Source organism: Mucilaginibacter myungsuensis (assembly GCF_015222005.1).
Classification (GTDB): domain Bacteria; phylum Bacteroidota; class Bacteroidia; order Sphingobacteriales; family Sphingobacteriaceae; genus Mucilaginibacter; species Mucilaginibacter myungsuensis.
This window is the reverse complement of sequence record NZ_JADFFL010000002.1, coordinates 547,227-561,050: the sequence shown is the minus strand read 5'-3', so window position 1 is coordinate 561,050 and position 13,824 is coordinate 547,227. Positions and strand designations below refer to the sequence as shown.

Genomic DNA, 13,824 nt, shown 5'->3' with positions numbered 1-13,824 from the left:
CGATGTAATGTTAATATCAATGTATCTTAAATGTATGGGCATACACATTCCAAGTGCGCTCCGATTTTTTCAAATGAAATATATCTACAGATCCGGCATTAAAAAAATCAACCTCCACCGTCGCGCTGTCTCCCTGTATAATAAATTTTCTGAATCCAAAACGATACAGTTTCTGATATCCTTTTGCCGAGGGGTTGGATATGTACATTGCCGGTGTTGGGTCAACATACCTTACAGGCCACTTATGAATACGCTCCGGCCAACTATTTCTTAATTTCTTTTCTGGTTTAAGTATTAATATGGTGTCGGGGTCGCCAAGTAACTCTTTCCCCAGATTTTGATGCTCAAATATTCGGTTAATGACCGCGATCGTGTCATTGGCATTGCGATGCTCACTTGATCCGCATCCGATAATAGCTATCAGCATAACAGGGATCAGTAAAAGATATGACGCTTTTTGCATTTCTCAAAAATTGTAAGGGTAGATCTTGATCCATCGATAGGCTGTATTAGAGTCTATTCCTCCTGACCCAGTTGTGTCAATATTTAATTCGAATGAAAATCCGGCTTCAACACCGCCATCTTTGGGGTCGAAATATAATCTTGGCTTTCCATTTGCATCACGCCCATAATGCACAAACTCGTGCAAGGTCGTGATCGCCAAAAGTAGCGATACCGCTTGTATTTTACGAGGTAATGATGCTGCTTCTAAAGCCTTTATATAATCTTCATTTATTTCGAGCATTTTGGTCTTACTATCGTATTGACCAAAAAGACTTGTCTGATACTGATTTTCCAAATGAGGGACCAATTTTATTTTAGGACCGACGCCGGGCTGCATTAATCTTAAGATCTTTTGTTTGGAAAATCCGGTGTACTCTACCGATGCGTCGACAACATTGGGATATTGACGAAGAAAATTTGGCAGTTCGATAACTATATTTTTAAACCTCGGATATTTTTGATAAGCTGGCAGTATCCAACAGTGCCGGCAACGGTGGATCAAATATTGGATCATTAAGATCCATTACAGGTGGCTGTGGTACGTTCACATTTGGATCGCAAGGAGCGTTGCCGCCCGGCACTTGTTGTGTCCTTAACTTATTTGACGCAACATTTTGTTGCCCTCCACAAGGGTTTTCGAGGGGATACGGATCCCAGCTGCCTCCATTGTAACCATTATAACCTGGTACATAACTGGCGTATAAAGACGCAACAAAATTTAAATTTGAAAAACCGCCGCCGCCACCACTGCCAGACCCTCCTTCAGCACACCAATTAATTCCAAAAATTGACACCAATTAGGGATCGGAGGAGCATCGATTGTTCCGCTATAATCACCAGGCACATTTAAGAAATAACCTACTGCATTAATAACTGTTATTATAGCGTTAGCAACACTTACAAAAGCATTTTCTAACCACGTCCAAACACTGGTGGTCTTTAACCCCGATACATTACTATGCTGATCACCTTTTCCAATGATAAAACGATCGATCAAGGTAACACGGCTTTTCGTCAAAAACTGGCAAGTTGCCGTGTCGGACTGCATACTCCAATCGATCAGTCGTCCGGTCCAAACCGTATCACTATTTTCCTTTAACGGGTCATCCGGTAAAAAGTTCAACAACAAAGCTCTTGTACTGTCGGGTTTATTCAACAGCTTAAAAAAATATAATACGGGAGGGTGTTTGGGATCGATGCCTGGTGTAGCGCTTGTGGTATTGGTTCTCAAACTTTGGACTTGTAATTTTTCTTGATAACCTGCTATAGATAATACAGGAACTTTTACGATCCCGACCCCATTCATAACTTTGTTTAGCTTTATCCCAATCAAGTTTAAATTCCTTGCCGAATGGGTTTCTAGTTAGCCAGTTTGATATTTGCGCATCCGCTATTACAGTTTTCCCCAACGAAATAATGGGTGTTGGCTTAACGACCGATGTGCTGATATCAGACTTTAGGGACTCATTTTTGCGGCAACCGCCAAAAATGATAATTGTGATCAAGAAGACCGCTAGGATTTTTTCATGTGATAAAGTTTAAATTGCTTAATGATGTTTTGTACGTAACTGATATTGATAGGTTTCGCTTTTTCTTGATTATTCGCCCCACGTTTTCCACACTTCCAAACCTTATTCACATTTTGATCCTAAAAAACACTTTTGGGATATATTTATTTTCCTTACATTTGCGGGCTAATTGTTGCTCATTGAAAGCTTTACGAACATACGCCATTCCTTTTACCGGTTTAAAACTGGGTAAGCACGAGTTTGACTATGTGATAAAGGATGATTTTTTTAATGAGTTCGAATATTCATTGGTCAAAAGAGCCGACCTGGTGTGTAAAGTTGTTTTGGATAAGCAGGAAACTATGCTGATCATTGACTTTGACATTAGCGGCAAAATTGATGTAGCTTGCGACAGGTGCCTGTCCGAGTTTGCTTACCCGGTGGATATACAGGAGCAACAGATCTTCAAATTTAGCGAAGAGCCTGTTGACGAAGATGATGAAGTAATGCACCTTGGCAAGGCCGACCACGAGGTTGATCTGGCCGGGTTGATATACGAATATGTTAACGTGGCAGTGCCTTTTGTGGCCTACTGCGAAGACGGGGGTGAAGACTCCAAGTGTGATCAGGAAATGCTGGATAGATTAAACAAACTATCGGCAGGTGAAGAAAAAGATGAGCCGCAGGCCGACCCGCGTTGGGATGCGCTCAAAAACATTAAATAGAATAATAATACCGAGAAATTATGCCACATCCAAAAAGGAAATTTTCCAAATCAAGGACCGCGAAGCGTCGTACACACTACAAAGCTGAGGCCCCATCATTAACTACTTGCCAAACAACAGGCGCTATCCATTTGCCACACCGCGCTTATACTGTTGATGGTAACGTTTACTACAACGGCAAATTATTGATCGAGAAAGCAGCAGTAGCCTAAGTTTAATTTCTTGTATGAGGATAGGCTTAGATATTATGGGCGGCGACTATGCTCCCAAGGCGACCGTTTTAGGGGCTATTGCAGCCTTTAAGATCCTGGCCCCCGAGCACAAACTTGTCCTGATAGGAGATAAGCCTGCTGCTTTAAGTATTCTTCAAGAGAACGACTTTAGTGCCGATAATTTCGATTTCATACACACGACCGAGGTGATCGGTATGGGTGAACACCCTACCAAAGCTATCGTACAAAAACCTGATTCGAGCATCAGTGTTGGTTTTAACCTTTTAAAAGAAGGTAATATCGATGCTTTTTCGTCGGCAGGTAATACCGGTGCTATGCTTGTCGGGTCGATGTTCAGCGTTAAGACCATTCCGGGTGTTATGCGCCCCTGCATGACCGCAATTGTACCCAAACTGAAAGGCGGTTTGGGTATTTTGTTAGATGTAGGTGCCAATGCCGATTGCAAACCCGAAGTATTATTACAGTTCGGCGTGCTGGGCAGTTTAATGGCCGAATCGATATACAATATCGATAACCCTAAGGTTGGCCTGATGAACATTGGCGAAGAAGAAGAAAAAGGTAACATTACAAGCTTAGCTACTTATCCGTTGATGAAGGCTACCGACAAATTCAACTTTGTGGGTAACGTAGAAGGGCGGGATCTTTTTGGCGATAGCGCCGACGTTTTTGTTTGCGATGGCTTTACCGGTAACGTGATCCTGAAACTGGCCGAATCATTCTATGTAGTTACCTTGAAAAAGGGCATGAAGGACGAATTCTTTGACCGTTTTAATTACGAAGCCTACGGTGGCAGCCCTATTTTAGGTGTTAACGCGCCGGTTGTTGTGGGCCATGGTATATCACCACCCGAGGCGATCAAAAACATGGTATTGCTTTGCCGTAATATGGTAGAGAGCAAGCTGGTTGAAAAAGTTAAACAAGCTTTTCAGTAAAAAAGATATAAATGAGTAAAATTCATGCCGCTATAACTGCGGTACACGGCTACGTCCCTGAATATGTGCTTACCAATCAGGAGCTGGAAACAATGGTGGAGACCAACGATGAGTGGATCACCAGCCGTACGGGCATTAAAGAGCGCCGTTTGTTAAAAGGCGAAGGCCTTGCCACTTCTGATATGGCCGTCCCGGCCGTACAAACGCTGCTTAAAAAGCGTGGCATTACTGCCGAAGAAATAGAACTGATCATTTTTTGTACCACTACACCCGATATGCCTTTCCCGGCAACGGCCAATATTTTGGCTGATAAGATCGGCGCTAAAAATGCCTGGGGTTATGACCTGCAGGCGGCTTGTTCGGGCTTTTTGTTCGGCCTGGCTACCGGCGCTTCTTTTATCGAGAGTGGTAGACATACTAAGGTACTGGTAGTGGGCGGCGACAAAATGTCGTCGATCATTAACTACGAGGACCGTGCTACCTGCATCATTTTTGGTGATGGTTGCGGTGCTGCCTTGCTCGAGCCTAACTTTGAAGGTTATGGCGTTCAGGATTCTATCCTGAAAAGCGATGGTGCCGGCCGTAACTTCCTTAACCAAAAAGCGGGTGGTTCTTTAAAACCTGCCTCGCACGAGACCGTTGATGCGAAAGAGCATTATGCTTTCCAGGAAGGTAAGACCGTGTTCAAATTCGCGGTTACCAACATGGCAAACGTTGCTGCCGAAATAATGGATCGCAACAGCCTTACTGCCGATGACATTGCATGGCTGGTACCACACCAGGCAAATAAGCGCATTATTGACGCTACGGCCGAACGTACCGGTATCAGCATGGACAAGGTTGCCGTCAACATTCAGCGTTACGGTAATACTACAAACGGTACCCTGCCATTATGCTTATGGGAGTGGGAAGATAAATTTAAAAAAGGCGATAACATTATATTAGCTGCTTTTGGCGGCGGCTTTACCTGGGGTTCTTTATACCTTAAGTGGGCTTACTAATGGAATATTATCACATTCGGTACATTAGGGTTTAATAACTTAATGCACTGAATGTGAACATTATTTATTGTCTGGTGTTAAACCAATTACCAGGAAAGCCACGTGCATTTTGCACATGTGTACTATAATTAATTAAACATCTGCATATTTGTAACCCGAACGATCGGGATATTTTGCATATTGATAAAACTTATACTACTATCCTAAAAACCAATTTTGCATTAAACTATGGATATTAAGCAAATACAGGACCTCATACGTTTTGTTTCAAAATCAGGCGTTAACGAAGTTGCCATTGAGCAAGAGAACTTCAAGATCACCATTAAAACAAATCAGGAACCTACTTACGTTACAGCTTCGTTGCCTGTAGCTGCTCCGGCTCCTGCTGCTCCGCAAGCTGTTAGCGTTGCTGCTGATGCTCCTTCATTACCTGCCGCTGCCCCGGTTGCGGACACTTCTAAATACATCACTGTAAAATCGCCAATGATCGGTACTTTCTACCGCTCGGCAAGTCCTGAAAAACCAATGTTCGTAAACGTTGGCGACGAGATCACTTCTGGTTCGGTATTGTGTATCATCGAGGCAATGAAGTTGTTTAACGAGATCGAGTCTGAAGTATCAGGCCGTATCGTGAAGATATTGGTAGACAATTCTTCGCCGGTAGAGTACGATCAGCCGTTATTCCTGGTAGAACCGGCGTAACGCTTCGCGACGCTGATTTCACCGATTTTCGGATAGATTTCACAGATTTTTTCTTGATATCTCCCGATCATTGTTGATCTCTCGGATAACTGTGTGTTGCTAATTGATTTTGAAAAGCATCGGTGAAATCTAAAAAACATCGGTGAAATCCAAAAGAAACAATGTTTAAAAAGATCCTAATAGCTAACCGTGGCGAGATCGCCTTGCGCATCATCCGTACTTGTAAGGAGATGGGTATTAAAACGGTGGCTGTATATTCAACTGCCGACCGCGATAGTCTGCACGTGCGCTTTGCCGACGAGGCTGTTTGTATCGGTCCGCCGGCAAGCCGCGATTCTTACCTGAATATCCCTAACATCATTTCGGCGGCCGAACTGACCAATGCCGACGCGATACACCCGGGTTACGGTTTCCTTTCAGAAAACGCTAAATTCTCGGCTATCTGTGCCGAATACAATATCAAATTTATTGGCGCTACTGCCGATCAGATCAACTCCATGGGCGATAAAGCTTCGGCTAAAGAGACCATGAAAAAAGCGGGTGTACCATGTATCCCGGGATCTGAAGGTTTGTTAGACTCCTTTAAACAAGGTCAGGATATCGCCAAAAAGATCGGCTACCCTGTTATCCTAAAAGCTACTGCCGGTGGTGGTGGCCGTGGTATGCGCATTGTATGGCGCGACGAGGATTTTGAAGCTGCGTGGGATTCGGCCCGTGCTGAGTCTGGTGCAGCTTTTGGTAACGATGGTATGTACCTGGAGAAATACGTACAGGATCCGCGCCACATCGAGATACAAGTTGTGGGCGATCAATACGGCAAAGTTTGCCACCTGAGCGAGCGTGACTGCTCTATCCAGCGTCGTCACCAAAAATTGGTTGAGGAGGCCCCATCGCCTTTCATGACCGAGAAACTGCGTAAAAAAATGGGCGATGCCGCTATCAAAGGCGCCAAAGCTGTTAAGTACGAAGGTGCCGGTACCATTGAGTTTTTGGTGGATAAGGACCGCAACTTCTACTTTATGGAGATGAACACCCGTATCCAGGTAGAGCACCCGGTTACCGAAGAGGTGATCAACTTCGACCTGATCAAAGAACAGATCAAGGTTGCTGCCGGTATCCCTATCTCGGGCAAAAGCTACGAGCCGCAGATGCACGCCATCGAGTGCCGTATCAATGCCGAAGATCCGCATAACAACTTCCGTCCGTCGCCGGGTAAGATCACCAACTTCCACTCACCGGGTGGCCATGGTGTCCGTATCGATACGCACGTGTACAGTGGTTATGTGATCCCGCCAAATTACGATTCGATGATAGCAAAGGTGATCTGCGTAGCGCAAACCCGCGAGGAAGCGTTAAACACCATGACCCGCGCGCTGAGCGAATTTGTGATCGAGGGTATCAAAACTACCATTCCGTTCCACCTGAAATTATTGCAGGACCCTAACTTCCGCGCTGGTAATTTCACTACTAAATTCATGGATAGTTTTGTAATGTAATTACTACTAAAACTTCTGACAAAATAATAACGTAATTAGCCCGAGGGTAACCCCCAAGGGCTATATTTGTATGCAATGAGCGACACCGGAAATAAGTTAATTGGAGCGATAAAGGATAAAGGCAAAACGCTGGAAGCCGAAATGTCTTTTTTTGATCACCTTGAAGCTTTAAGGTGGCACCTCATCCGGGCATCTATAGCCATACTGATCTTTACCGGATTTGCATTCGGTTATTATGAGTGGCTTTTCCACACCGTTATTATGGGCCCGGCCCGTAACGATTTTTGGACTTACCGCACCATGTGCGACATTGGCAAAATGCTGCACCGCGATTTTTGCTTTAGCGAGATGAACATCAAGTTGCAAAATAACGAGATGGCTGGTCAGTTCACCTTGCAGATCAACTCGTCGCTACTGATCGGTATCACGCTGGGTATCCCCTATTTGTTATGGGAGATATGGCGCTTTATCCGTCCTGCCCTGCATAGTGCCGAACGTAAAGCAGCTACAGGCTTTGTGTTTTACGCCACGTTCCTGTTCTTTTTAGGTATCATGTTCGGTTACTACGTGATCACACCTATGTCGGTACACTTTTTATCTACGTATGAGGTGAGTTCGCTGATAGAGAACAGGCCAACTATAGATTCATATTTGTCATCAGTAGCCACATTAACTCTGGCTACTGGCATTGTATTTGAGTTGCCGATCATCATTTACGTATTGGCTACACTTGGTGTTATGACGCCAAAATTGATGCGTTCATCCCGTCGTTACGCTATCGTGATCATCCTGATCATTGCTGCTATCGTCACCCCAACACCGGATATGATGACCATGACCGTAGTAAGTATCCCGCTATTTATTTTGTACGAGGTAAGTATAGTGGTAGCGGCCATGGTAGAGAAACGCAAGCTGAAGAAACCTGAGGAGCTTGCCAATATCTGATAAAGAATTTGAGGCGGTCTGTAAAGGCCGCCTTTTTTATTTGCAGTGTTGTGATATGCCGTCATCATCTTTATCATAAAACAGGCCGTATCATTATCGCAAAATAGTTACTTTAGTTCCCAAATTATTCTGAATACTTTTGAAATTGATGAAAGCAGGTCTTAAGATCGCTATAGGTTCTGATCACGCCGGGTTTGATTACAAACAAGCCATAGCCGCAAGTTTAAGCAATAACGAAGTGGCCGACTTTGGCACATACAGCAACGCATCTGTAGATTATCCCGACTTTGCCCACCCAGTAGCCAACGCTGTAGAAAACGGCGAGGCCGACTTAGGCATATTGGTATGTGGCAGTGCCAACGGTGTAGCAATAACAGCCAATAAACACCAGGGCATCCGTGCAGCCATCTGCTGGAATACTGAGCTGGCAGCATTGGCCCGTCAGCATAATAACGCTAACGTGGTCTGCATCCCGGCGAGGTTTATCAGCCTGGATGAGGCTAAGGAGATCGTCGAGACCTTTTTATCGTCGGAATTTGAAGGTGGTCGACATGCCAATAGGGTGGCTAAGATGTCTTGCTAAATAAAGGCACTAATTATTAAGCGCCAACCGCCTTACACCCTGCAAATGAAAAACTGAACAAAAAAAACAATAACTATCCCGCTGGTCCCTAACCGGCGGGTAAACTAACAAAACGAGAAAAAATGAAGAAAACCGCGATCTGGGCGGTAGCGATGGCCATATCGGCAGTAGCGACAGCCCAACAGAACCCCACCGCTGTAAAGTACTCGAAGCTGGTATCGGCCGAGTACACTAAAGAACAGCTGACCATTGTAGCATCTGACGAGATGGAAGGCCGCGAGACCGGTCAGCCGGGTGCAGAAAAGGCCGCTAAATACTTAGCCGATCAGTACAAAAAATTAGGTTTGTTACCAGCCAATAAAGGTTCGTACTTTTTAGATGTACCATTAACCCAAAGCATGTTCAAAGTGAACAACTTTGCCATTAATGGCACCAAACTTACCTTCGGTAAAGACTTTTACGGCAGCGGCTCGGCTGCTGCAGCTACTGTAAGCGCTGATGATATCATCTTTATTGGCTACGGCAGTGAGGCTGAATTGACCGCTGATATTAAAGGTAAGATCGTATTATTATTGAACGAAGCCCCTCCTGCTAAAGATGGCGCTACTGCCGCTCCTGCTGCTGGTGGCCGCCGTATGATGGGTAACCCTAACACACGTGCCGTAATGGCTAAAGGCCCTGCGCTGATCTTGGCTGCAAGCCCTGCCGTTGCGCAAATGGCCCCGCGTTTTGCGAGCCAAAAACCACGTATCGCGCTTAAAAAAGAAGGCGCTCCGGCTGCTCCAACTGCTGCCACTATCGCTTTCAGCATCACTACTGATGTTGCCGACCAGATCTTAAAATCTACCGGTAAAACTTACGCGCAGATCAAGACCGCTATTGATGGTGGTACACCACAATCTCAAACGATCAAAGCAAGTGTGAGCGCTGCTTACGGTTCAGAGACAAAGGATATCATGGCTCAGGACATTGTTGCTGTGATCCCGGGTAACGATAAAAAACTGAAAGAAGAAGTGGTAGTATTTTCTGCCCACTATGATCACGAAGGTTTGAACACTGCCCCTGGTGCAAAAGACAAAGTATTTAACGGTGCCGACGACGATGGTTCTGGTACTGTAGGTATCCTGGCTATTGCCCGTGCTTTTGCGCAAGCTCAAAAAGATGGTAAAGGCCCGCGCCGTACGGTATTGTTCCTGGGTAACGTTGGCGAGGAAAAAGGTCTGTTAGGTTCTGAGTACTACGGTGAACACCCGATCTACCCAATGGCTAACACCGTTGCCGATCTGAACATAGATATGATCGGTCGTGTTGGTGATGATTACAAAAACAACGCAGATTCAGCTAACTATGTGTTCCCTATCGGTTCGGCCATGTTAAGTACCGAGTTGAAAGCGATATCGGACAAAGCTAACGACACTTACACCAAACTGAAGTTAGATTATCGTTATGACGACCTGAACGATCCTAACCGTTTCTACTACCGTTCTGACCACTATAACTTTGCTAAGCATGGCGTACCGATCATCTTCTGGTTCAACGGTACACACCCTGACTACCATGGCTTAGGCGACGAGGTAAGCAAGATCAACTTCCCGTTATTGGCCAAACGCGCTCAGCATGCATTTTTTGTAGGCTGGGAATTAGCCAACCGCGACAAACGCCCGGTAGTTGATGCTAAAGATGCTCCAAAGAACTAATATTTGATATTAAATGCAGAATGCCCCGAGGATCCTCGGGGCATTCTGCATTTAAACGCTATCACAATCGCGAGCGCAGCGTAGCGATCCCCAATATAAAGGTTAGGAATAGAGAGCCGCTCTGCTTGCCGGGGATGGCCACGTCGCTGATAGAAGCTCCTCGCCATGACGTTGTGGTGCTTTTAAATAACAACTTACCTGACCGCAAACACAGCAGACTGTTCAGCCATTTTCTCGTTCCCTTTGCGGATGCTGTTGCCATTATTGTCTTTATCGGGCCGGTTAACAAAACTTGACACCACAGTGCCGGTCTTTACATCGATCAGGCTGATCTCGTAATTCACCTCTGATGCTTTTACGCGCGGCAGGGTAGATATTTGGTTGGTTTTGGTATTGATCAGCGCATCAATAATAAAAGCACCGGCGTTGATGCCTTTGGCGGCTGCATCACTCATAAAACGCATCCGGCTCATGCGTACACGTAATACCAAGTCGGCACCGGCAATGCGACCAAGGCTATCCGGAGCCATGCCCCAAGTAGTACGCAGGTCGGCCACGCGTGTTTTAAGGCGCTGGTTCACCGTATTGGCATCTACCATTTGTACTTGCTGTTGGTGTTTTTTAGGACTGTGAGAGGAGGTGTATTGCAGGTAAGCGTGCTCCAACTCATTTTGGATAGACAGGCTGGTGCTTTGCTCCTCGGCATACCAGTCCGAATTTTTGGGTTGACTGCCGGTCAAGGTCACCTCCACAGGGAGCACTGCAAGTTTTTTGCCTTGCAGGTCATTATCCTTTAAAAAAGCCTTGTTGTTATATACATCGTGCGAGCATGAGCTAAGTGCCACTACCAAACAAATTGTTGATAAGATGGAATAAATTGTTTTCATGTCCGGATAGACGATGAAAGTATTGCGGATGTTGCAGTCGGGTTCAGAAAAGTCAGACTTTTCTGCATTTGTTAAACTTTAGTCTTAACCTGAAGCCAGAGGGATGTCATTATCAACCTGCGAAACACAAAACATCAGCGATATCATAAAAGGTCAAATTATTCAGCGGTCGCTAACTAAACAGCAGCTTCTTTATCCTTTATAGCCAACTGCCCGCAAGCCGCATCAATATCCTTACCACGGCTACGGCGCACATTGGTGATAATGCCTTGTTTGCGCAAATGGTCGGCAAAAGCCTCTATCTTATCTACATCAGCATTAAGGAAACTGGCGAATGAGATGGGGTTATATTCAATGATGTTCACCTTGCATGGCAGGTGCTTGCAAAACTTGGCCAGTTCGGCAGCATCTTCAATATTGTCATTAAAACCGTCAAAAACTATGTACTCATACGTAACCGGATTCTTCGTTTTTGCGTAAAAATACTTAAGTGCGTCGGCAAGGGCTTTTAAAGAGTTTTGCTCGTTAATGGGCATGATCTCGTTACGCTTTTTGTCATTTGCAGCGTGTAGCGATAGTGCCAGGTTGAACTTTACGCCGTCATCGCCAAGTTTACGGATCATTTTGGCAATACCTGCAGTAGATACGGTGATCCTTTTTGGCGACATATTCAGGCCTTCCTCTGAAGTGATCATCTCGATCGATCTCATCATGTTGGCATAGTTGAGCAATGGTTCGCCCATGCCCATATAAACTATGTTTGTCAGGGGGATGCCATAGTTCACAACTGCTTGGTTGTGAATAAGTACCACCTGATCGTAGATCTCGTCGGGGTTGAGGTTGCGCTTACGGTCCATATAGCCTGTAGCGCAAAATTTACAGGTAAGGCTGCATCCAACTTGTGATGATACACAGGCGGTCATCCTTTCGGGGGCAGGAATTAAAACGCCCTCAATTAGATGGTTATCGTGTAAAATAAAAGAATTTTTTATAGTTTTATCAGCACTAAACTGTGAGTTATGAATTTTAACGTTATTGATAGTAAAACCATCATTTAGTTTAGTACGCAGTTCTTTAGATATATTGCTCATGTCGTCGAACGAAGTACATGATCTTTTCCAAAGCCACTCAAAAACCTGCTTTGCACGGAAAGCCTTTTCGCCCATTTGGGTAAATTGATCTTGCAAAGCCGGAAGGCTCAAACTACGGATATCTACTTTTGCCATTGTAAGTTACGCGGCAAAGGTACTTATTTTTTTGACGACCGTAATTTGATGGTGTTGTTTAATTGTAAAAATAAAACAATAACCGAAATTGATCGTATTTTAACCAATAGTTATATAAAATAACTTAATATTGTATTAATGACGGGATGAGCTTAGCCAGATACCAATGAAAACTTTTATAGCCGATTACGTTTTTCCTGTACATGCCGATCCTGTTAAAAATGGACTTATCACCGTTGATGACGACGGTAAGATAGTAGCCCTGTCAGACAACCCTTCCGATCATCACAACCCCAATACCGAAAAGTTGAACGGCATTATTTGCCCCGGGTTTATTAATACACATTGCCATCTCGAACTATCCCACTTAAAAGACAAACTCACTATAGGCAGCGGTTTAGTTCAGTTCATTAAAAATGTGCAGTCCACCCGCAAAGCCGACGATGCCGAAGTGTTTGCCGCTGCCGAACGATCGGACAGTGACATGTACGAGCGCGGTATAGTTGCCGTGGGCGATATATCCAACAGCGCCATAACAGCGCCCGTTAAAGCAAAAAGTAAGCTGTACTATCACACTTTTGTAGAGACCTTTAGCTTTTTACCCGCCCGCGCGCAAGAGATATTTGACAACGGCCTGGCGCTGGTTGAAGAGTTTAAACCCAATGCTTCGCTAACACCTCACGCGCCATACTCGGTATCGAAAGAGTTATTTAAGCTGATCAAGAATTACGCGGACAAGAACACCAACTTGCTGAGTATCCACAACCAGGAGTGCGAAGATGAGAATAAGTTCTACCGCTACAAACTGGGTGGTTTTTTAGACCTGTACGATTCTTTTGGTTTGAATATCGATTTTTTTAAACCGCAGGCCCGTAACTCACTACAATCTATCCTGCCATTGCTAAGCAGTAAACAGCGCATTTTGATGGTGCATAATACTTGTACTAATTTAAAGGACATCTATTTCACCAAACGTTTCGACAAGAAGATAACCTGGTGCTTTTGCCCTAACGCTAATCTGTTCATCGAAAAACGCCTGCCGAAGGTTGAGTTGTTTCTTGGACAAGGTGATAGCCTGACGTTAGGGACCGACAGCCTGGCCTCGAACACAAAATTGTGCATCCTGAGCGAGATGATCACCCTGCAACAGAATTTCCCGGCTTTAGATACTGCCCGTTTATTGGAATGGGCAACCATTAACGGCGCTAAATTTTTAGGAATAGAGGCGGATAAAGGCAGCCTGCAAATTGGCAAAACCCCCGGCCTTAATTTGATAAGCGGATTAAATGACCTGAAACTTACTGCGGATAGTAAAGTAACCAGGTTGATATAAACAAAATGGCCCCTCGCAAAAAACGAGGGCCCATTTTGTTTAGCAGTATGAT

General features: G+C 44.8%; 15 protein-coding genes. 10 read left to right on the top strand and 5 right to left on the bottom strand.

The window, feature by feature from the left end; genetic code table 11:
* Window positions 1-16: 16 nt before the first annotated feature.
* The 3 genes from IRJ16_RS06315 to IRJ16_RS06305 form a co-directional block, all read right to left on the bottom strand.
* Window positions 17-463 (bottom strand): hypothetical protein, encoded by a 447-nt coding sequence (locus IRJ16_RS06315; RefSeq protein ID WP_194110680.1) that lies wholly within the window; start codon window positions 461-463, stop codon window positions 17-19.
* A gap of 3 nt (window positions 464-466) precedes the next feature.
* Window positions 467-1,018 (bottom strand): hypothetical protein, encoded by a 552-nt coding sequence (locus IRJ16_RS06310; RefSeq protein WP_194110679.1) that lies wholly within the window; start codon window positions 1,016-1,018, stop codon window positions 467-469.
* A gap of 204 nt (window positions 1,019-1,222) precedes the next feature.
* Entirely contained in the window at window positions 1,223-1,810 is a 588-nt protein-coding gene (locus IRJ16_RS06305) for a hypothetical protein (protein ID WP_194110678.1), read from the bottom strand.
* 402 nt (window positions 1,811-2,212) lie between these two features.
* Here IRJ16_RS06305 and IRJ16_RS06300 point away from each other — a divergent pair, with 402 nt between their 5' ends.
* The 9 genes from IRJ16_RS06300 to IRJ16_RS06260 all read left to right on the top strand — a co-directional run bounded on the left by IRJ16_RS06300 (window position 2,213) and on the right by IRJ16_RS06260 (window position 10,326).
* Entirely contained in the window at window positions 2,213-2,737 is a 525-nt protein-coding gene (locus tag IRJ16_RS06300) for a YceD family protein (protein ID WP_194110677.1), read from the top strand.
* 20 nt (window positions 2,738-2,757) lie between these two features.
* Entirely contained in the window at window positions 2,758-2,949 is a 192-nt protein-coding gene (rpmF, locus tag IRJ16_RS06295) for a 50S ribosomal protein L32 (RefSeq protein ID WP_194110676.1), read from the top strand.
* Window positions 2,950-2,963: 14 nt separating this feature from the next.
* A complete protein-coding gene (gene plsX, locus IRJ16_RS06290; RefSeq protein ID WP_194110675.1) occupies window positions 2,964-3,902 on the top strand; it encodes a phosphate acyltransferase PlsX in 939 nt (312 codons plus the stop codon).
* A gap of 11 nt (window positions 3,903-3,913) precedes the next feature.
* On the top strand, window positions 3,914-4,903 hold the full coding sequence (locus tag IRJ16_RS06285) for a beta-ketoacyl-ACP synthase III (RefSeq protein WP_194110674.1): 990 nt from the start codon (window positions 3,914-3,916) through the stop codon (window positions 4,901-4,903).
* Window positions 4,904-5,131: 228 nt separating this feature from the next.
* Window positions 5,132-5,605: an acetyl-CoA carboxylase biotin carboxyl carrier protein gene (gene accB / locus IRJ16_RS06280; RefSeq protein ID WP_194110673.1), complete on the top strand. Its 474-nt coding sequence runs from the start codon at window positions 5,132-5,134 to the stop codon at window positions 5,603-5,605.
* A 161-nt stretch (window positions 5,606-5,766) separates the two neighbouring features.
* Entirely contained in the window at window positions 5,767-7,101 is a 1,335-nt protein-coding gene (accC, locus tag IRJ16_RS06275; RefSeq protein ID WP_194110672.1) for an acetyl-CoA carboxylase biotin carboxylase subunit, read from the top strand.
* Window positions 7,102-7,176: 75 nt separating this feature from the next.
* Complete coding sequence (tatC, locus tag IRJ16_RS06270) at window positions 7,177-8,046, top strand: twin-arginine translocase subunit TatC (RefSeq protein ID WP_194110671.1); 870 nt, start codon at window positions 7,177-7,179, stop codon at window positions 8,044-8,046.
* Window positions 8,047-8,194: 148 nt separating this feature from the next.
* Window positions 8,195-8,629, top strand: a complete 435-nt coding sequence (rpiB, locus tag IRJ16_RS06265) for a ribose 5-phosphate isomerase B (RefSeq protein WP_194110670.1) — start codon at window positions 8,195-8,197, stop codon at window positions 8,627-8,629.
* Window positions 8,630-8,751: 122 nt separating this feature from the next.
* A complete protein-coding gene (locus IRJ16_RS06260) occupies window positions 8,752-10,326 on the top strand; it encodes a M28 family peptidase (protein WP_194110669.1) in 1,575 nt (524 codons plus the stop codon).
* Window positions 10,327-10,520: 194 nt separating this feature from the next.
* Here IRJ16_RS06260 and IRJ16_RS06255 read toward each other — a convergent pair whose 3' ends face one another.
* Together IRJ16_RS06255 and rlmN are read right to left on the bottom strand one after the other, a co-directional pair.
* Window positions 10,521-11,213, bottom strand: coding sequence for a hypothetical protein (locus tag IRJ16_RS06255; protein WP_194110668.1), 693 nt, complete (start codon window positions 11,211-11,213; stop codon window positions 10,521-10,523).
* Window positions 11,214-11,389: 176 nt separating this feature from the next.
* Entirely contained in the window at window positions 11,390-12,439 is a 1,050-nt protein-coding gene (rlmN, locus tag IRJ16_RS06250; RefSeq protein ID WP_194110667.1) for a 23S rRNA (adenine(2503)-C(2))-methyltransferase RlmN, read from the bottom strand.
* Between the two features lie 166 nt (window positions 12,440-12,605).
* Between rlmN and IRJ16_RS06245 the strand changes: the two genes are divergently transcribed.
* A complete protein-coding gene (locus IRJ16_RS06245; RefSeq protein WP_194110666.1) occupies window positions 12,606-13,772 on the top strand; it encodes an amidohydrolase family protein in 1,167 nt (388 codons plus the stop codon).
* The last annotated feature ends 52 nt before the right edge of the window (window positions 13,773-13,824 follow it).